This window comes from Bradyrhizobium sp. 482_C4_N1_8, assembly GCF_052075965.1.
Classification (GTDB): domain Bacteria; phylum Pseudomonadota; class Alphaproteobacteria; order Rhizobiales; family Xanthobacteraceae; genus Bradyrhizobium; species Bradyrhizobium barranii.
Map to the genome: position 1 here is coordinate 4304593 of NZ_CP197231.1, position 19618 is coordinate 4324210.

General features: G+C 64.9%; 19 protein-coding genes. 5 read left to right on the forward strand and 14 right to left on the reverse strand.

Annotated features, from left to right (window positions below; genetic code table 11):
- Positions 1-2: 2 nt before the first annotated feature.
- The 7 genes from AB7Z56_RS20570 to gltX form a co-directional block, all read right to left on the reverse strand.
- Positions 3-860 (reverse strand): carbohydrate ABC transporter permease, encoded by an 858-nt coding sequence (locus tag AB7Z56_RS20570; protein ID WP_014494951.1) that lies wholly within the window; start codon positions 858-860, stop codon positions 3-5.
- Complete coding sequence (locus tag AB7Z56_RS20575; RefSeq protein ID WP_283016654.1) at positions 853-1773, reverse strand: carbohydrate ABC transporter permease; 921 nt, start codon at positions 1771-1773, stop codon at positions 853-855. The genes AB7Z56_RS20570 and AB7Z56_RS20575 overlap by 8 nt, the downstream gene beginning before the upstream one ends.
- Positions 1770-3056, reverse strand: a complete 1287-nt coding sequence (locus tag AB7Z56_RS20580) for an ABC transporter substrate-binding protein (RefSeq protein WP_014494953.1) — start codon at positions 3054-3056, stop codon at positions 1770-1772. The genes AB7Z56_RS20575 and AB7Z56_RS20580 overlap by 4 nt, the downstream gene beginning before the upstream one ends.
- A gap of 58 nt (positions 3057-3114) precedes the next feature.
- On the reverse strand, positions 3115-4293 hold the full coding sequence (locus AB7Z56_RS20585; protein WP_175618087.1) for an ROK family transcriptional regulator: 1179 nt from the start codon (positions 4291-4293) through the stop codon (positions 3115-3117).
- 123 nt (positions 4294-4416) lie between these two features.
- On the reverse strand, positions 4417-4821 hold the full coding sequence (locus tag AB7Z56_RS20590; protein ID WP_166096939.1) for a GFA family protein: 405 nt from the start codon (positions 4819-4821) through the stop codon (positions 4417-4419).
- Positions 4822-4991: 170 nt separating this feature from the next.
- Complete coding sequence (gene gltA / locus AB7Z56_RS20595) at positions 4992-6296, reverse strand: citrate synthase (protein WP_071913479.1); 1305 nt, start codon at positions 6294-6296, stop codon at positions 4992-4994.
- A gap of 145 nt (positions 6297-6441) precedes the next feature.
- Entirely contained in the window at positions 6442-7881 is a 1440-nt protein-coding gene (gene gltX / locus AB7Z56_RS20600) for a glutamate--tRNA ligase (protein ID WP_283016653.1), read from the reverse strand.
- 143 nt (positions 7882-8024) lie between these two features.
- Between gltX and AB7Z56_RS20605 the strand changes: the two genes are divergently transcribed.
- From AB7Z56_RS20605 to AB7Z56_RS20620, 4 genes are all read left to right on the forward strand, one after another.
- The gene (locus AB7Z56_RS20605; RefSeq protein ID WP_166096937.1) at positions 8025-9701 is read left to right on the forward strand and encodes a glutamine--tRNA ligase/YqeY domain fusion protein; all 1677 of its coding nucleotides are present in this window, start codon (positions 8025-8027) and stop codon (positions 9699-9701) included.
- A gap of 13 nt (positions 9702-9714) precedes the next feature.
- Entirely contained in the window at positions 9715-10101 is a 387-nt protein-coding gene (locus AB7Z56_RS20610) for a YybH family protein (RefSeq protein ID WP_283016652.1), read from the forward strand.
- Positions 10102-10227: 126 nt separating this feature from the next.
- Entirely contained in the window at positions 10228-10461 is a 234-nt protein-coding gene (locus AB7Z56_RS20615) for a DUF2171 domain-containing protein (protein ID WP_028149639.1), read from the forward strand.
- A gap of 95 nt (positions 10462-10556) precedes the next feature.
- Positions 10557-12851 carry a ComEC/Rec2 family competence protein gene (locus AB7Z56_RS20620; protein ID WP_283016651.1) on the forward strand — a complete coding sequence of 765 codons (2295 nt, stop codon included), beginning with the start codon at positions 10557-10559 and terminating at the stop codon, positions 12849-12851.
- A 9-nt stretch (positions 12852-12860) separates the two neighbouring features.
- Here the strand turns inward: AB7Z56_RS20620 and AB7Z56_RS20625 are convergent, their stop codons facing one another.
- Positions 12861-13802, reverse strand: a complete 942-nt coding sequence (locus tag AB7Z56_RS20625; protein WP_208071179.1) for a GAF domain-containing protein — start codon at positions 13800-13802, stop codon at positions 12861-12863.
- A gap of 224 nt (positions 13803-14026) precedes the next feature.
- A complete protein-coding gene (locus tag AB7Z56_RS20630) occupies positions 14027-14461 on the reverse strand; it encodes a hypothetical protein (RefSeq protein ID WP_166096930.1) in 435 nt (144 codons plus the stop codon).
- A gap of 246 nt (positions 14462-14707) precedes the next feature.
- Here AB7Z56_RS20630 and AB7Z56_RS20635 point away from each other — a divergent pair, with 246 nt between their 5' ends.
- Positions 14708-15040 carry a hypothetical protein gene (locus AB7Z56_RS20635; protein ID WP_283016650.1) on the forward strand — a complete coding sequence of 111 codons (333 nt, stop codon included), beginning with the start codon at positions 14708-14710 and terminating at the stop codon, positions 15038-15040.
- A gap of 21 nt (positions 15041-15061) precedes the next feature.
- Here AB7Z56_RS20635 and lexA read toward each other — a convergent pair whose 3' ends face one another.
- From lexA to AB7Z56_RS20660, 5 genes are all read right to left on the reverse strand, one after another.
- Positions 15062-15763: a transcriptional repressor LexA gene (gene lexA, locus AB7Z56_RS20640; protein ID WP_166096924.1), complete on the reverse strand. Its 702-nt coding sequence runs from the start codon at positions 15761-15763 to the stop codon at positions 15062-15064.
- Between the two features lie 176 nt (positions 15764-15939).
- Positions 15940-17151 carry a molybdopterin molybdotransferase MoeA gene (locus AB7Z56_RS20645; protein ID WP_135213798.1) on the reverse strand — a complete coding sequence of 404 codons (1212 nt, stop codon included), beginning with the start codon at positions 17149-17151 and terminating at the stop codon, positions 15940-15942.
- Between the two features lie 231 nt (positions 17152-17382).
- Positions 17383-17535: a hypothetical protein gene (locus tag AB7Z56_RS20650; RefSeq protein WP_244623050.1), complete on the reverse strand. Its 153-nt coding sequence runs from the start codon at positions 17533-17535 to the stop codon at positions 17383-17385.
- 197 nt (positions 17536-17732) lie between these two features.
- On the reverse strand, positions 17733-18359 hold the full coding sequence (locus tag AB7Z56_RS20655) for an HAD family hydrolase (protein WP_135213796.1): 627 nt from the start codon (positions 18357-18359) through the stop codon (positions 17733-17735).
- Positions 18360-18372: 13 nt separating this feature from the next.
- A complete protein-coding gene (locus AB7Z56_RS20660; RefSeq protein WP_135213795.1) occupies positions 18373-19506 on the reverse strand; it encodes an alpha-hydroxy acid oxidase in 1134 nt (377 codons plus the stop codon).
- Between the last annotated feature and the right edge of the window lie 112 nt (positions 19507-19618).

Here is a 19618-nt window from a genome sequence, read left to right on the forward strand (position 1 = left end):
CATCATTTCACTGCGCCGGCGGTCAGGCCGCGCACGAAGTACCGTCCGCCGAGGAGATAGATCAGCAAAGTGGGCAGCGCTGCGATGATCACCGCGGCGCTCTGCACGCCATGCTGCGGAATGTCCGCAATTGCGGCAGAGAGCGCGATGAGCGCGGCCGTGACGGGCTGCTGCTGGCCGGTGGTGAATGTCACGCCATAGAGGAACTCGTTCCAGATATGCGTGAATTGCCAGATCACGGTGACGATCAGAATAGGAGCCGAGAGCGGCAGGATGATGCGCCAGAAAATGCGAAAGAACCCGGCGCCATCGATGCGTGCGGCTCTGATCAACTCGTGTGGAATGGCGACATAGTAGTTTCGGCAGAACAGCGTGGTGAAGGAGAGCCCCTGGATCGTGTGAATCAGCACGAGGCCCGTCAGCGTGTTGATGAGACCGGTGTCCCGCAGCACGATGGTCCAGGGAAGCAGGCGCATCTGCTGGGGAAGGAAGAGGCCGAGGGTCACGATACCGTAGATCCAGCTATCGCCGCGAAAGCGCCAGAGCGACACGGCGTAACCGGCGACAGCGCCGAGCAGGGTCGAGAAAATCGTCGCCGGGATGGTGACGAGCGCGGAGTTCAGCATGTACGGCCGGATGCCGGCGCAGGTCTCAGCGACGCAGAAGCCGCTCCAGGCCTTGGCGTAGTTGCTCCAGGCCAAATGTTGCGGCCAGCCGATCATCGAACCCTGCGCGATCTCCTCGTTGGTGCGGAGAGAGTTCAGGACGACAACAACGAGTGGCGCGAGATAGGCTGCAGCGAACAATGTCACGACGAGATAGATCAGAATTCGGCTCGGTGCGAAGCTGCGGTCACGCATGGGTGGCCTGCCTTCGCTGGACATAACGCCACGCCGCATAGGGCAGCAGCACCGCGAGCAGGATGAGCAGCATGAGCACCGCCGCCGCGGCGCCCCGGCCGAGCTGGCTGCGCTGGAACATGAGGTCGTAGACGACAAGGGCCGGCAGCTGGGTCGCGATTCCCGGCCCGCCATTGGTGAGCGCACGGACGAGGTCGAAGGCCGAGATCGCGAACTGCAACTGGACGACGACGACGGTGATGGTGATCGGCCAGAGCGTCGGCAGAATGACCCGCCAATAGGTTCGGACCGGTCCGGCGCCGTCGATCTGGGCGGCCTTGATGATGTCGGAATCGACGGAGCGAAGGCCGGCGAGGAAGAGCGCCATGGCGAAGCCCGAGGATTGCCAGATCGCAGCAATCACGATCGTCCAGATCGCCATGTCGCGGTCGATCAGCCAGTCGAACCGGAAGGTGGTCCAGCCGAGATCATGGACGAGCTTCTGGATCCCGATGCCGGGATTGAGTAGCCAGCTCCAGACCGTGCCGGTGACGACGAACGACACCGCAAGCGGATACAGGAAGATGGATCGCAGCACATTCTCGCCGCGAATGCGCTGATCGAGCAGGATCGCCAGCATAAGGCCGGTGATCAAACTCAGCAGCACGAAAGCACTGCCAAACAGCAGCAGATTGTCGAAGGCGATCTGCCAGTTCCGCGATGCCAGGACCGCGTTGTAGTTGCGCAAACCCACCCAGCCGGAGACCGGAACAAGCGTCGAGGGCGTGAACGAAATCCAGATCGTCCACAGCGAAAACGAAATGAGATGCGCAGCCGACAACAGCAGTGGCACCCAGATCATCAGATATTCGGGCAGCCGGCGCACGAGATCAGACGTCGCCGGCCGCGTTGCTGTGGAGACGGTGTCGGTCAACGCGAACCCTCGACGGCCTCGGCGAGGCGGGTGACCGCCTGCTCCGGCGTGATCGTCTTGTTCTTCACATACTCGGTGAGCACGTCGATCATCGCGGCCGTCAGGCCGTTTTCCTGTGCCATATTGTGCGCAAGACTCAGGACGGCCTGATTGTTGGCGACAGCGTCCTTGAGCGCGGCTGCGGTCCGCCGTTGACCGTCCGACCAGCCCTCACCGGAGAGGTCGACATCGGTGCGCACCGGGATCGATCCCGTGATCTGCGAGTACATGGTCTGGATCGCCGGATCCATGACGAGCTGGGCCATCAACGTCTGACCGGCCTGGAGATCCGGCTCCTTGCGCTGCCAGAAGATGAAGGCGTCGGCATTCAACAGGAAGACCGGTTTGCCATTGTCGCTCGGGCCCGGCGTGATCATGAAGTCGTCGAACTTGAAACCGGCGTTACGCAACACGCCCTGCGCCCACCCGCCCATGATCATCATGCCCATGTCGCCGTCGACGAAGCGCTTCAAATTGGTGGCGTAGGGTTGGGCACCGACGTTGGGGTCCATCCAGTTGGCGATCTTGCGGACTTGGACGAAGGCAGCCTTGATCTCGGGGCCCTCCAGGGCCTTCTTGTCGAGATTCATGATGGCCGCACGGTATGCCGTGGGACTGATGCCGGCCAAAGAGGCCTCGAATTTCTGCCCGTCATCGGGGCGGGTGCCGCCGTTGGCGATGGGGTAGGTGATGCCGCCCGCCTTCATCTTGTCGGCGAGATCGTTGAAGTCGGCCCAGGTGACCGGGACCTTGTCGGCCTTGGCCTTGTCCATCGCGCGCTTGGAGAGAAACAGCATGTTGGTGCTGTAGATCTGCAACGGCAGCGCAATCCACTTGCCGCCCGGCTTGTGCAATTTTGCGAGGTCCGGAGCGACAACCTTTTCATAGCCGGCGGCCGCGACGAGGGCGTCGAGATCGACGGTCGGGGCGATCTTCGACCAGGCCGCAATCTCGGGGCCCTTCAGCTGCGAACAGGCCGGCGGATCGCCGGCGATGATCTGGGCGCGCAGCTTGTTCATCATCTCGGTGGTGAAGCCGGGGACGGGCGAGTGCTGCCAGACGCCGCCTTTCTCCTCGAATTTCTTGCCGAGTGCGGTGATCGCCGCGCCATCGCTGCCTGCGGACCATTGCGAGATCGCGGTGAGGCGCGGCTTGGCCGCGCCTTGCGCGCGGGCGAATGCCGGTAATGCGAGTGCGGCCGCAGATCCAGCGAGTAGACGGCGCCTTGTTGTCGTGATCGGCATGGCAGTTCCTCCCGGTGTGAACTTTCTTGGCGCGTTGAGCCACGCGGCTCAGGGCATGTCAGGCGGCCTCCGTCGAAGCCGCGGGCATCCCGCCGCGGCTGGCGAGACAAAAGGCGGCGAAGGCGAGAGCTGCTTGCGGATCGTTACCGTTCGAGGGCGGCACGAAGGCGAGCGACACCTGCGCCAGTTTCCGCCCGCCGAGAAGGCAGGCGTCGATCCCATCGACCACCGCTTTGCGATCCTCTTCCGAGAGAAGCGACGGCCAGCCGCTGATCGCGACGCCGTTGCACGGCTTCACGTTCAGCGTGTTGCCGATCGAAAGGCCCAGCCGGAACAGGCGCTGGCGCAACTCCTGGCGCATTCGCGACGAGCGCGGGATCGTGCTCACCCATTCGCCGCCGAGCTGGAGCAATTCGGCTTCAGTTACGCCGAGGAGCTCGGCGAGGGCCGGAAGCGACGTATAGGCCTCGACGCAGCCATGATGACCGCAGCGGCAGCGCGGCCCGTCGGCATTGAAAACCATATGGCCGAGCTCGACCGGCTGCGGGGCATCGGCCTCCAGCGGATCGTCCATCCAGGCGCCGGCAACGCCCTGGCCGACGAAGACGAAGAGATGTGCGCTGCTGAAGGGATAGTCCTGCGTGCGGCAGCGGTGAAACGTGGCGTGTGCGACCACCGAGTTGGTGAACTCGACCGGCACGCCGGCGAACATTCCGCCGAGCATGTCGCCGATGCGTTCGACGTCGCACGGAATGATCGGATTGCCCGCGGCGCTCAGGCGGCCGAGGCCGGGAATGGTGATGCCGATCTGCGCGAGACTGATGCGGCGGCGGCGCGTCCAGTCGCGCAGCAAGGTGAGGGCTTCGCGGAACACCCGGCCGACGGTCTCGACGGTCGGCTTCTTCAGCAACGGAACACGCTCGGTGTAGTGCATTTCGCCCGACATGCCGCCAACGCCCACGCTGAGCCACTGGCCGGTCAGCTCAAGGGCTGCGAGCGCCACGGAGCCATCGAGCGACACGAGGCCTGTCGGACCGCCGACATAGGGGGCAGGGCGCCGCACTTCCTCGATCAGGCCTTCGGCTTTCAGATCAAACAGGATGCGCGACAGGCTCGCCTCGGACAGGCGCACGGCCTTGGCCAGCGGCGGCCGGAACGAGCCGCCGGACTGGAGCAAGTGAGTCAAAATGGCAGCGCGCGTCTGCCGCCGACTTCTCGGCTGCTCCGGCATTTCCATCCCTGTCGTCATTCTTACTTAGTGTAAGAATTTGCGCGCGGAGCGTTTCGACTGTCAAGCGATTGCGGACGCGATGAGCCGACTTGTTGTTGTGCGTGGCAGCAAGATGAGGCGAAGAACCGATCAGGCTTTTGGTGCGGTGCCTTCGGCCCACTCCGGTAATTCGGCCTTCGGGTCGTACCAGTTGGCGGAATCTGATCGCCAGATGTGCATCTCGGGCCGTTCTGTGATCGGTGTATCGAGGCAGCCCATCCGCAGCAGGACCGTGTTCTTGCCCTCGCGCGAGGCGACGATGTGTGATCCGCATTGCGAGCAGAAATAGCGGGTTTTGCCGGGCGAGGATTCGAAGCCGCGCAGCAAGTCTTCGCCCTTGGTCCAGCGGAAGCGGTCGCGCGGCACGTTGGTGACGGTGGAGAAGGCCGATCCATGCGTCTTGCGGCAGGTCTGGCAATGGCAGTGCATGATGGTGCCCGGGGTCGCGTCGACCTCGTAGGCAACGCCTCCGCAGAGGCAGCTTCCGGTCAGCATCGGGTTCTCCATATCGTAGGGTGGGCAAAGCGCAGCGTGCCCACCGTTTCTGGCTCGGTCGCGGAGAGGTGGTGGGCACGCCGCGCTTTGCCCATCCTACAAATGTCGCCCGCAAACAAAAACGGCGCCATCACAGGATGGCGCCGTTTCCAAAAGCCCTCAGGCCGATCTTACTTCCGATCCTTGATCGCGACGTAGTCACGGCGGGTGACGCCCGTGTAGAGCTGGCGCGGACGGCCGATCTTCTGCTGCGGGTCCTCGATCATCTCGCTCCACTGGCTGATCCAGCCGACGGTGCGGGCGACCGCGAACAGCACGGTGAACATCGAGACCGGGAAGCCCATCGCCTTCAGCGTGATGCCCGAATAGAAGTCGACGTTCGGGTAGAGCTTGCGGTCGATGAAGTACTGGTCGCTGAGCGCGATCTTCTCGAGCTCGAGCGCCACCTTCAGCATCGGATCGTCGCCATGGCCGGTCTCCTTGAGAACGGCATGACACATCTTCTGCATGATCTTGGCGCGCGGATCGTAGTTCTTGTAGACGCGGTGGCCGAAGCCCATCAGGCGGACTTCGCTGTTCTTGTCCTTCACCTTGGCGATGAATTCCGGAATCTTGTCGACCGAGCCGATCTCGGCGAGCATCGCGAGCGCGGCTTCGTTGGCGCCGCCATGCGCCGGGCCCCAGAGGCAGGCGATGCCGGCGGCGATGCAGGCGAACGGGTTGGCGCCGGAGGAGCCGGCGATGCGCACCGTCGAGGTCGAGGCGTTCTGCTCGTGGTCGGCGTGCAGGATGAAGATCTTGTCCAGCGCGTCAGCCAGCACCGGGTTGATCTTGTACTCCTCGCACGGCACGGCGAAGCACATGTGCAGGAAGTTCTCGGCGAACTTCAGCGAGTTCTTCGGATACACGAAGGGCTGGCCGATCGTGTATTTGTAGGCCATCGCCGCCAGCGTCGGGATCTTGGCGATCATGCGCATCGACGCGATCATGCGCTGCTTCGGATCGTTGATGTCGGTGGAGTCGTGGTAGAACGCGGCGAGCGCGCCGACGGAGGCCACCATCACCGCCATCGGATGGGCGTCGCGGCGGAAGCCCTGGAAGAAGCGGGCCATCTGCTCGTGCACCATCGTGTGATGGATCACGCGGTCGTCGAAATCCTTCTTCTGCGCGGCTGTCGGCAGGTTCCCGTAGAGCAGGAGATAGCAGGTCTCGAGGAAGTCGCCGTTCTCGGCGAGCTGCTCGATCGGATAGCCGCGGTATTCCAGCACGCCGGCGTCACCGTCGATATAGGTGATCTTGGACTCGCAGCTTGCGGTCGAGGTGAAGCCGGGATCGTAGGTGAACAGCCCGGACTGGGCGTAGAGCTTGCCGATATCGACGACATCAGGCCCGACGCTGCCGCTGTGGATCGGGAGATCGTAGTTCTTGTTTCCGACCGTCAGCGTGGCGGTCTTATTGCTTGCTTTTGCGTCCATCAGAGGTCCCCGATGTGTGGTGAAACGGGCCGGACCCGGAAGGCCCCAATGACTTGGTGGGGCAGGCCGGATATTCCAGAAGGTACGGGTGAGATGGGTATATTATTGCTGTGTGCGCTGCAAGATCGCCGCACGCATGGTCGACTTACGTCGTAGCCTGGTCCTTGGCCTGGTCCTTAAGCCGGCCCAGGCTTTCCTGGCGTCCCAGCACGTCCAAAACCTCAAATATACCAGGCGATGTCGACCGTCCCGTCAGCGCCGCCCGCAGCGGCTGGGCGACGGCGCCGAGCTTGAGACTATTTTCCTCGGCAAAAGCGCGCAGCGCGGCCTCCGCATTCGCCGCACTCCACGTCTCGACTTTCTCCAGCGCGGAATGAAGCTGGCCGATCAGCTTGCGGTTCTCGGGCGTCAGCAGCGCTGCCGCCTTGGCATCGAGCTCCAGCGGCCGGTCGGCGAAGATGAAATAGGCGCTGTCGATCAGCTCGATCAGCGTCTTGGCGCGCTCCTTCAGGGCCGGCATGGCCTTGAGAAGCTGCGCCCGCGTCGTGTCGTTTAACTTGGCCTTAAGCTCGTTGCGGCTGGGCACGACGTGGTCGAGCACGTCCTCGAACATCTTCACGAGTGATTGATCGTCGGCGTGGCGGATGTAGTGGCCGTTGAGGTTTTCGAGCTTGGCGAAATCGAAGCGGGCGGCGGCGCGGCCGACGCTGGCGAGGTCGAACGCGGCGATCATCTCCTCGGTCGAAAAGATCTCCTGGTCGCCATGGCTCCAGCCGAGACGGACGAGGTAATTGCGGAGCGCGGCCGGGAGGTACCCCATGGCGCGGTAGGCATCGACGCCCAGCGCGCCGTGGCGCTTCGACAGTTTTGAGCCGTCCGGGCCGTGGATCAGGGGGATGTGGGACATGCTCGGCAGCGTCCAGCCCATGGCGTCGTAGATCTGCTTCTGGCGGGCGGCGTTAATCAGATGGTCGTCGCCGCGGATGACATGGGTGACGCCCATGTCGTGGTCGTCGACCACCACAGCGAGCATGTAGGTCGGATTGCCATCGCCGCGCAGCAGGACGAGGTCGTCGAGGTTCTCGTTCTGCCAGACCACGCGGCCCTGGACCTGGTCCTCGATCACGGTCTCGCCGGTCTGCGGTGCGCGCAGGCGGATGGTGGGCTTGACGTCGGACGGAGCGGTCGCCGGATCACGGTCGCGCCATAGGCCGTCATAGAGGCGGGTGCGGCCCTCGCTGCGCGCCTTCTCGCGCATGGCGGTGAGCTCCTCGGCGGTCGCGTAGCAGCGATAGGCCTTGCCGTCGGCGAGCAGCTGCTCGGCGACCTCGCGGTGACGCGCGGCGCGGCTGAACTGGTAGATGACGTCGCCATCCCAGCCGAGCTCCAGCCATTTGAGGCCGTCGAGGATGGCGCCGATCGCAGCCTCGGTGGAGCGCTCCCGGTCGGTGTCCTCGATCCGGAGCAGCATCTTGCCGCCGTGCTTCTTCGCATAGAGCCAGTTGAACAGCGCCGTGCGGGCGCCTCCGATATGGAGGAAGCCGGTCGGCGAGGGAGCAAAGCGGGTGACGACGGAATCGGTCATTCTTGGCAGGGCCTATGCATTGGAGGCGGTGGTATATAACAGGACCGGAGCATAACTAAAGCCCGGCAGCGGACCGCTAAGCTCTTGGCTCAGCCAAGCGAATTTGGCAGAAGGGCCGCTGATTTCCCTACAGGATTTTCGTAATGACAGAACCGGTGGCGACTGAGGTTGGGCGCGATTTCATTCGTGACATCATCCAGGCCGACCTCGATCAGGGCAAATACCAGGAGATCGTGACCCGGTTCCCGCCGGAGCCGAACGGCTACCTGCATATCGGCCACGCCAAGTCGATCGCACTCAATTTTGGCATCGCCCAGGAGTTTCCGGGCCGCTGCCACCTGCGCTTCGACGACACCAACCCGGTCAAGGAAGAGCAGGAATACATCGATTCCATCCAGGCCGACGTGCACTGGCTCGGCTTCGATTGGGGCAAGAACCTGTTCTTCGCCTCGGATTATTTCGACCGTCTGTACGAATGGGCGGAGAAGCTGATCCGCGACGGGCTCGCCTATGTCGACGACCAGACCCAGGAGGAGATTCGCCTGGCGCGCGGCACGCTGACCGAGCCCGGCAAGAACTCGCCGTTCCGCGACCGCAGCGTGGACGAGAATCTCGACCTGTTCCGCCGCATGAAGGCCGGTGAATTCCCGAACGGCGCGCGCGTGCTGCGGGCCAAGATCGACATGTCCGCGGGCAACATCAACCTGCGCGACCCCGTGCTGTACCGCATCCTGCATGCGCATCATCCGCGCACCGGCACAAAGTGGTCGATTTATCCGAGCTACGATTATGCGCACGGCCAGTCGGACGCGATCGAGGGCATCACGCACTCGATCTGCACGCTGGAGTTCGAGGACCATCGGCCGCTCTACGACTGGTTCATCGAAAAGCTGCCGGTGCCGTCCAAGCCGCACCAGTACGAAATGGCGCGGCTCAACCTGACCTACACGCTGCTGTCCAAGCGCGTGCTGACCCAGCTCGTCCGCGACGGCCATGTCGCCGGATGGGACGATCCGCGCATGCCGACTGTAGCGGGGATGCGCCGCCGCGGCGTGCCGCCGGCGGCCTTGCGCGAATTCGTCAAGCGCATCGGCGTTGCCAAGGCCAACAGCGTCGTCGACGTCGGTATGCTGGAGTTCTGCATCCGCGAGGAGCTGAACCGCACGTCGCAGCGGCGCATGGGCGTGCTGCGGCCGCTCAAGGTGGTCATCGAGAACTATCCGGAAGGGCAGACCGAAGAGCTCGAGGCGATCAACCATCCCGACGATCCCTCGGCCGGCACGCGCAAGATCACGTTCGGCCGCGAGCTCTATATCGAGCAGGACGACTTCATGGAGAACCCGCCCAAGAAGTTCTTCCGCCTGTCGCCCGGCAACGAGGTGCGGCTGCGCTACGCCTATTTCGTCAAGTGCACCGGCGTGATCAAGAACGACGCGGGCGAAGTGGTGGAGCTGCGCTGCACCTACGATCCCGCGACCAAGGGCGGCAACGCGCCCGACGGCCGCAAGGTCAAGGCGACCATGCACTGGCTGCCGGCGGCGAATTCGGTGCCGGCGGAGATCCGCATCTACAACCAGTTGTTCGCCAACCCGAGCCCGGACGCCTCGAACTTCGCGGCCGATCTCAATCCGCAGTCGCTGGAGATCCTCTCCAACGCGCGGATCGAGGCATCGGTTGCGGGAAGCAATTCGACCGAGCCGATGCAGTTCGAGCGTCAGGGCTATTTCGTGCGCGACAAGGACTCGACGCCGGGCAAGCCGGTGTTTTCGCGCACCATCGGCCTGCGCGACACGTTCGCGAAGGAAGTCGCCAAGGGCTGAGGGGATTGGGCCTATGAGCAGTGAAGCCGACGCCATCGTTTCCGCCATCATCGCGAAATGGTGCGCCGGCTTCGCGACGCTAGATGCGACCGCGCTGTCGTCGCTCTATGCGAAGAACGCGTTCTTCTTCGGCTCGAATCCAAGACTCTATCGGGGCAGGGACGGCGTCGCCGACTACTTCAACGGCCTGCCGCGCTGGCGCCAGCCGAGCGCCGTGTTTTCCGAGGTGCGCGCCACGCAAACCAGCCCGGACCTGATCAACATGGCCGCGATCGTGTCGTTTGACCTCGCCGGCGAGAGGGAGGAGTTCTCGGTCAAGATGAGCTGGGTCATCCTCTGCGAGGACGGCGACTGGAAGATCGTCAATCACCACGCCTCGTCGCGCGCGCCGTTGATCTAGCAGTCGCGCTACTCCGCCTCTTTCTCTTTCGTCATTCCGGGCTCGCGCCAAGTGGCGCGCCCCGGAATGGCGATAGCAACGAACTCTGCTCCCGCGCGTTGGGGTGGGTCCAACAAGGAACCCACCATGCAGAACATCGCAGAGCATATGGAAGTCATCGGCGCCGATGGCGTCCACATCGGCACGGTCGACAAGGTCGAGGGCCATCGCATCAAGCTGACCAAGAAGGACAGCGGCGAGGGCAGCCACAAGGGCCACCATCACTTCATCGACAAGGGCCTCGTTGCCGGTGTCGAGGGCAACAAGGTTCGGCTCTCGGCCAAGGCGGACGTCGCCGTGACGATGGAAGAGGAAAAGTAGGGGGCCGTTCGCTCCGTTCCTGATCCGTACCGCTATTCGCGCAGCCGCACGTTCCGGTAGCCTCCTGGCCTGTCGCGTATCGTAAGGTGCAGGGAATGGCGGAGCCGGGCCGGCCAGTTCGGTCCCAGGGGATCGCGGGGACTTGGATTGCGGGGACTTGGCCCGTCGGCCGAGCTGCATCCGCGGGCGGCCTCGCGCCGGCTGGGTTCGACCTCTGGACGTCGCTGGCCGGGACCCTGAGCGAATGGGCGCGCGCCGAGGCCGGCGCCGGGCGGTTGTTGCCATGGGTGCCGGTCGCGTTCGGCGGCGGCATCGCTCTCTACTTTGCCGCCGATCATGAACCGGTGCTGTGGGTCGTTGCCGCGACGGCCATCGCGCTCATGCTTGGCGCCGTGCTGTTGCGGCGGAGCCGGTTGTTTGCGCCGGCGATCATGATCGCGGCGGTCGCGGCCGGCTTTGCCACGGCGACCTGGAAGACGGCGCGGATCGCGCACACGGTGCTGGCAAAGCCGCTTTATTCCGTCTCGCTGTCGGGCTTCGTCGAGACCCGCGACATCCGCGAGCGCACCGACCGCTTCGTGCTGCGCGTCACCGCGATGGAGGCGCAGCGCAGCGACGTCAAGCTCGAGCGCGTGCGCCTCTCCGTGCGCAAGGGGACTGCGCCCGAGGTCGGCAGCTTCGTGCAGTTGAAGGCGCGGCTGTTGCCGCCGTTGTCGCCGGTGCGCCCCGGCAGCTATGACTTTTCGCGCGACATGTTCTTCCAGGGCATCGGCGCCTCCGGCTTCGTGATGGGCACGATTGCGGCATCGGTGCCGCCGGATGCCGGCGGCTTGCGGCTGCGTTATGCCGCCTTCATGCAGGGTCTGCGCGATGCGATCGACGCGCGCATCCGCGCCACGCTCGAGGGCGACAACCGGGCGATTGCGACCGCGCTGCTCACGGGCCGGCGCGACGCGATTACCACGCCCGTCAACGACGCCATGTTCATCTCGGGGCTCGGACATGTGCTCTCGATTTCCGGCTATCACATGGCGGTCGTCGCCGGCGTGGTCTTCTTCGCGGTGCGCGCGCTGCTGGCGTTGATTCCTGGAATGGCGGCCGGCTTTGCCATCAAGAAATGGTCGGCGGCCGCCGCGCTGGTCGCAGCCGCGTTCTATCTGCTGCTGTCGGGTGCGGAGGTCGCCACACAACGCTCGTTCTTCATGACGGCGGTGGTGTTGATCGCGGTCATGGTCGATCGCCGTGCCATCACCTTCCGCACGCTGGCTGTGGCCGCGCTGATCGTGCTCGCGGTCGCGCCGGAGGCGCTGGTGCATCCGAGTTTTCAAATGTCCTTCGCCGCGACGCTCGGACTGGTGGCACTGGTGCAGATCGGCATGCCGAACCTGTTTGCGTCGCCCGATCATTCCGCGACCGCGCGGATTGCAATGTGGGGCGGGCGCGAGATCGCGATGCTATTCCTGGCCTCGCTGATCGCGGGGCTCGCGACCACGCCCTATGCCGCCTTCCATTTTCACCGCGTGACGCCGTTCGGCGTGCTTGCCAACCTCGGGGCGATGCCGGTGGTCTCGGCCCTGGTGATGCCCGCGGGCCTGTTGGGCTTGATTGCAGCGCCGTTCGGACTCGATGGTCCGTTCTGGTGGCTGATGGGGATCGGCATCGACTGGATGGTTGCGGTGTCGCGCTGGGTGGCCGCTTTGCCGGGCGCGGTCGGCCGCATCTCGGCTTTTGGCATAGCACCGCTGATCGCGGCAAGCTTGGGAATCATCGTGATGGGCTTGTTGCGCACGCCGTTGCGCTGGGCCGGCGCGGTGGTGTTGTTGGCCGCGATCCTCTGGGGACTGTGCGCGCGGCAGCCCGATGTCCTGATCGCCGGTGACGGCCAGAGCGTCGCGATGCGGGGCAGGGATGGGCACCTGCATCTGATCAGGTCGAGCAAGGACAGTTTTCTTCTGAAGGAATGGCTCGCCGCCGACGCCGATCCGCGCGATGCCGGCAGTGCCTCACTGGCCGCCGGCGTGTCGTGCGACGAAGCCGGCTGCGTGACGCCGCTCGCCGACGGGCGCCTGGTCGCGCTGGCCTTGCGCATCGATTCATTGGCTGACGATTGCAGCCGGGCCGCGCTGGTGGTGACGGCGCGGCCGGCGCCGCCGGATTGCGCGGCCATGGTTGTCGACCGTCAGCGTCTCGCAAGGCAGGGCGCGCTGGCACTGACGCGAAGCGGCGACGGCTTTGCGGTTCAGGCGGCGAAGACGAGGGGGACAGACCGTCCGTGGTCGCCGGCGGCGGCCGGCGAGGCGGATTTCAGCGCGAGCCTTGCGCCGCAGGCGGCGGCTCCCCGCAACCGCGACGCGACGCCATCGGAAGCGGACCTGCAGGCTGAGGATTGAGCGGACGGGTTACAGATACCAGGCCAGCACGGCGTCGAGCCTGGCATTGCCGATCACCGGCAGGACGACCATCTGGCTCAGTCCAGAGGCGCTGGCCTGCGAGGCCGCGACCGAGCCGTCACGCGCGAGATCGTCGTTGAGCGCGGGCATGCCGGTGGCCCAGGCCCCGCCGATGCTGCCTTCGCCTTTGGCGATGGATTTCGTCGCATAGAGCGCGGCGAGGTCGGTCTGCGCGCTGCAATCGCCGGTGCGGAAGACCAGCGCCGAACGGGCCTCGTCCGGGACCCAGATCTCGAAGCGTCGCGCAATCGGGGTCGCCTGCGCGGAGAGAAATGTCAGCACCCAGGTTTGATCGGTGCCGGTCCGGTAGGGAACGCCGACGCCGAGATTGATTCCGACCTTGGCGGCGTCCTCCCAGCGCAGAAAACTCCTGGCATCGTGCAGGTCCTTGATGATCAGCGGCAGGCCGGCTTTCCAGATGCGGCCGGGCAGGCCGAAGCCACGCGGAAATCTGGTGTGGCGGGAGTTGAATTCGAACATGTCGGCGGTGCCGTAATAGCCGTCGACGAGCCCCATCTCGTGGGAGGTTTCGGCATCGTTGTGCCAGAGCTCGATCGCGCCGACATGGGCCTCGTCGTCGCCGCAGAACAGCACCATGACAGCTTGCAGGAATTCGCCTGAAAACACCGGCACCGCCACGCCGCAGGTCAGCCCGGCGGCGATGGCCTGATCGGTCCGCTTGAAATAGGAATCGGTGAATCTGGTGAGGATCACGGGGTGGCCGCTGGCCCAGGCCTTGCCGGGAAGTCCCTCGTCATATCCGAAGTGCAGATCCTCGCTCACGTCCCTAAACGCGGACAACCCTTCGCCGTAGAGGCCGCCGCCGAATTCCAGCCGCATGCGCGTGCGGTCAGGCACCCAGAGTTCAACGACGCGAATGAAGGTCTTCATCGAACGTGCCCGCCGTCTCAAGCCGCACCAAGCATCGGCCATTTGGCTGCGGAACGGACGTTTAAAATTCAGGCAGGACAGCGCAAACTTCGTGCGGTGGGAGGCACAACGGCTTGGTCCGCCCGATGGCGTTTCGCGGGGCACGAGCAACACCATCTCGCCGGCCTCGGCCGGCGATGGCGATTTTCAATCCTGGCCCGACCTGCCGGCCGGGAATGGCGATGTCAGCCGATCGGCAGGCGGGTGCTGGTTGGCCGGCTGTCGGTGATGGTCTGCGGCTTGTGCTCGCGCTCGCCGAGCGGCTGGGTCACCGGTAGCTGCAGCACGGTCGCACGCTGGCCTTCGACCAGCTGCGTCACCAGCACGGATTTGCCGTCGGGGAATTCGATCGCATCATGATGGCGATCGGGAATGTGCGGATCGATCTTGCCGAACTTGCCGACGCGCGAATTGACGGTGCGCGTCCAGATCCAGCGATTGTCGTAGCGGACGTTGTCGGCGAAGGCGAGCTCCGTTCCCGGGAGCAGGCAGACCGCGACGGTCGGATCGGCCGCGGAGGCAAAGCCGCGCGTCGAGGTGCCGCGGAAGGTTGTCGTGACGATCGTCTCGCCGACTTCGGCGGGACGCGACGCGACGGCATGCAGGCTGTAGTCACACATCGGGTGCTCCTCATGCAGGGATAGCGACCCACGTCTCTTAATCGAGGCGCAGGCCTCTATCAGAGTGGAAATACCAAACGTTCTGCCGGGTTGTAGGCAAATCTACGGCTCGCCGCCGCAGGCCGCAATCACATTAACTTTCCCGAATCCACCAGGAACAAAGCCCGCCCCTTTGCATTCCGCAGGCGCGTGTCAGCGCCCCGCAGGCGCCGACCAGCCGGAATATTGCCAGCCCGGCCGCGACGGTTGGTCGACGGCGTCGAGGGCCTTGCGGACTTGCTCGCTTACGGCGGTATCCTTGCGGGCATGGGGCCGCGATTGCGCGGCCAAGGCTTGCGCGGCCGATGCTGCGATCAGCGCCACAGCAACTGTGCTCAGAACGATCTGGCGCATGACTTCTCCTCGAACCTGAAGGCCGCGAAGCAGGGCTGCTTCGTGTGGCGTGCCGAGGATGTACCGCTGGAGGAGGGGCCGGATAATCTGCGCGAAACCAGAAAGACTATCCAGCGGAAGCGGACAATCGTCCGCTCCAATCCCGGATCGGCGATGCCGATCGAAAGCGCGCGGGGCGCGAAATGACCGATACCGGCACGTTCGGTATCAATACTTCCGGTACAGTCCGATCAGCTTGCCCTGGATCTTCACCCGGTTGGGCGGCAGAATGCGGACCTCATAGGCCGCATTGGCGGGCTCGAGCGCGATCGAGGCGCCGCGGCGGCGGAAGCGCTTGAGCGTCGCCTCCTCGTCGTCGATCAGCGCCACCACGATATCGCCGGTATCGGCGCTCTCGTTGCGCTGGATCAGCGCCATGTCGCCGTCGAGAATGCCGGCCTCGACCATGGAATCGCCGCGCACTTCGAGCGCGTAATGTTCGCCCGAGCCGAGCATGTCAGGCGGTACGCTGATGGTGTGGCTGCGGGTCTGCAAGGCCTCGATCGGCGTACCGGCCGCGATGCGGCCCATCACGGGGACCGCGACGGGGCGCTCGCCCTCGTCCGGCGGCGGGCTCGAAGTCGTGCGGACCTTGCCGAGATTGCCTTCGATGACGCTCGGCGTGAAGCCGCGGCGGCTGCCGGCGGCGGCCTGAAGCTCGGGCAGCTTGATCACCTCGATGGCGCGGGCCCGGTTGGGCAGGCGCCGGATGAAGCCGCGCTCCTCGAGCGCGGTGATCAGGCGATGGATGCCCGATTTCGAGCGCAGGTCGAGCGCGTCCTTCATCTCATCGAAGGAGGGCGGCACGCCGCTTTCCTTCAGTCGTTCGCTGATGAACCGCAGGAGCTCGTATTGTTTGCGCGTTAACATCTCGACCAAAATCCCCCGGTTGATGTCGTTCGATTCCGAGACGCTGAATTCAGCAGTAAGCCGCTACATTCTCGAAACAAATCATGAACGGACACTATATGTTCGATACATGTTCCGCAACTGCTTAATTTACCGTGAACGCGACAAAGTTCGCGGAACGCACGCGAACGAAGCGCTCAGACGGGCAGCCGCAAGACCTCGCAAGGCGTGCCGGCTTCGGCCTTCGACGCGAATGGCGCGCGCACGAGAAGTGCCTGTGCCGCAGCGAGATTCGCAAGCAGCGAGGAATCCTGGTGATTGACCGGAAGGGCGACGAGCGTGCCGTCGTCGCGCAGCTCGAGGCGTGCGCGCAGGTAATCCTCGCGCTGGTCATTGGCGCCGACATCGCGGCCGAGCACCGCGCGTTCGCGGCGGTGATGAATCATCGAACGGCCCGAAAGCGCGCGAATCAACGGCACCATGAACAGGAAGCCGCAAACGTAGGATGACACGGGATTGCCGGGCAGGCCGATCACGCGCATCGCGCCGAGCCGCCCGTTCATCATCGGCTTGCCCGGCCGCATCGCGATCTTCCAGAACGCCATCGAGATACCTTCGTCCCTCAGCGCCTGCTGGACCAGATCGTGGTCCCCGACCGACGCGCCGCCGGTCGTGATCAGGATGTCGGCGCCGCTCTCCCGCGCGCGGCCGATGCCGGCCGTGGTGGCCTCCAGCGTATCGGCGGCAACGCCGAGGTCGATGGTATCGGCGCCCTCGCTGCGGGCGAGCGCGTGCAGGGCGTAGCCGTTGGAATAGACGATCTGGCCGTGGCCCGGCGTCGTACCCGGCATCACCAGCTCGTCGCCGGTCGCGAGGATCGCGACCTTCGGGCGTCGCCGGACTGGCAGTTGCGGGTAATTCATGCCGGCGGCGAGCGCGAGGTCGCGCTCGGTGAGCCGGGCCCCTTTGCGCAGCAGCACGTCGCCTTCCGAGAAGTCGACGCCGGCGGGGCGGATGTGCCGCCCCGTTACGGCAGCTTCCTTGATCGTTATGCGCTTGCCGTCCGCGATCGTGTCCTCCTGGATCACGACCGCATCAGCGCCATCGGGAACGACACCGCCGGTGAAGATACGCACGGCCTCGCCGGCGCCGACCGATCCCGCAAACGGGCGGCCCGCCGCGACCTCGCCAATCAGGGTGAGCTGGGAGTCGATCTTCGCCGCATCGACCGCGCGCACCGCATAGCCGTCCATTGCCGACATCGCCTGCGGCGGCTGCGTGCGCCGCGCGGCGACGTCGCGCGCGAGCACGCGGTGGAAGGCTGCGTCGAGCGCGATCATCTCTTCAGGCAGCGGCTCTGCGCCCGCCAGCACCGCAGCGAGCGCGTCGGAAACCGGCATCAGGGCCACGGGTGAAAACTCCTGCTGGGCCCGTTCGGGCAAATCGGCGGCGAGAGTTCTAGCCGAGTGCAGGCGCAGAGGCAAAACAGTGGCCGCGCAGGATGATTTATCCTGCGTCATCCGCTCTGCGATGAAGGGTGAGCATCAAGTCCGCCGCGGCATGATCCAGAAGGCGAGACAGACCGGTACGAGGATGGCCATGGCGAGGACGAGAAGGACGAGAGCCACGGCCAGCATCGGTCAACTCCCCGGCGGCTTGTACGGACTGACGTCCGGCGCTGCGGGGCCCTGATCCTTGTCAGGCAGCGGGTCGGCCTGGGATTTCAGGTCGGCGGCCTTGCTGATCAGTTTTGCGGAGAGGTCAGAATCCGAGGTGGTTCTGGCGAATTTCATCAGCAGAGAGGCTTGCTTGGTAAGGTAGGTTTTGCCCAACACGACGATAAGCCCGATGTAGAATTCACAACGGACTCATGAGTCCCGAGAGGGGCAATCGTTCCGGGAACTCCGTATAAAAATGCACAAAGGGTTTTGGTTCCTCGCCCCCAGGCAAAATAGTTCCACTCGCGGCCCGTCGGCTTGCCGGCCAGAGGTCAGATTCCGAGCGCCTTGAGGGCATTCCCGACGTCGCGGGGCGAGGTCACGTGGACCGCGGTCAGGCCGCGCGACCGCGCTCCTTCGATGTTCTCGGCAAGATCGTCGAAGAACACGATACGGTTCGCCGGCACGCCGATCGCGGCCACGACATGGTCGAAGGCCTCCACATCCGGTTTGCGCAGGCCGATGCTGGACGACAGATACAGCTCGCGGAAATGGCCGAGCAGGCCGGCATATTCCTTCGAGAAGTGGTCCACATGCGGCCGGTTGGTGTTGGAGAAGGCGTAGAGCGGCAACTGCTTCGCCGCACGCGGCAGCAGCTCGGCGATGTCGGGCATCTCGCCGGCGAAGATCGCGTTCCAGCCCTCCAGGAACTGCGCGTCCGAAATGCCGATCCCGAGCGAGGCGCGCAGCGAGTCAAAATAGGCCTCGTCGCTGATCTTGCCGACCTCGTGCAGCCGGTAGGCTTCGCTGTCCCGCACGTAGCGCGCGACGATGGCGTCCGGCTTGCAGCCGGCATGTCCCGCCCAGCAGGCGATCGCCTTGGAGAAATCGATGTCGAGCACGACGCGCCCGAGATCGAACAGCAGCGCGTCCGCGCTGCCGGGAGAGAGCGAGCTCATTGCATCCTTTCACTCAATATCGATAGGGGTCATGGTCGAACAGCGGGAACGCGCTGAACACGCTCGGCGCATTCGTTGCAGTCGCCTGGTGCAGGCAGGACTTGTCGACCTCGGCGAATGAGGTGGCGCCCAAGAGGCCGAGGCAGCGCAGCACCTCGTCCTCGAGCAGCTCCAGCATTCGCCTCACGCCGGCCTCGCCGGCCGCCGCCAATGCCCAGCATTGCAGCCGGCCGATGCCGACCATGTCCGCGCCCGCCGCGATCGCCTTGACGATGTCGGTGCCGCGGCAGAAGCCGCCGTCGACCATGATCTTGGCGCGTCCCTTCACGGCGTCGACGATCTCGGGCAGCACATGCATGGCGCCGCGGCCGTGATCGAGCTGGCGGCCGCCATGGTTGGAGACGTAGATCCACTCGACGCCGTGATCGACCGCGATCCGGGCGTCCTCGGCGGTGGCGATGCCCTTCAGGATGAGCGGGATCTTGAACTTGTCCTTGATCATCTTCACGGTCCGCCACTCCAGGCCCTTCTGGTAATCACCGCCGGTGGCGCGCAGGCGGCTCTCGCGAACATAGCGCTTGGCAATGTCACGTTCGCGACGGCTGTAATGGGCCGTGTCAACGGTCAGGCAGAAGGCGGCGTAGGCGTTCTTCTCGCTCCGGCTGACGACATCGGCGACGAAATCGTCGTCGCCGCGCACATAGAGTTGATAGAGCCGCAGCGCATCAGGGGCGGCCTCGGCGGTCTTCTCCAGGCCGGGCTCGGACACCGAGCTCAGCATGTGCGCCGCGCCGAAGGTGCCGCAGGCGCGGGCGACGCTCGCCGCGCCATCCGGATCGAAGATCTCCAGTGCGCCGACAGGGGCCAGCACCACCGGCAGCCGCATCCGGCGCCCGAACAGCTCGACCGAGCCGTCGACCTCGCGGACGTCGCGCAGCACGCGCGGCCGGAAGGCGATCTCGTCCAGCGCCATGCGGTTGCGGCGCATCGTGGTCTCGGTCTCGGCGGCGCCGACGATATAGTCCCAGGCGTTCTGGTTGAGGTTGGCGCGCGCCTTACGGATGAATTCGTGCAGGTTCTGGAATGGCTCGGCGCTGGCGCCGAGTTCGACGTTCCTTTCCGGCCGGATGCGGGGCGCGTCATTCATTGTTGTCCTCCCGAGAATTTGAAGCGTTATTGTCATCGCGTATCGTGTCCGGCCCTCCAAAACCATCCTAAAATCGCATAGCTGCGAGGCGTGGGCCGGCCGGGTCGATTCC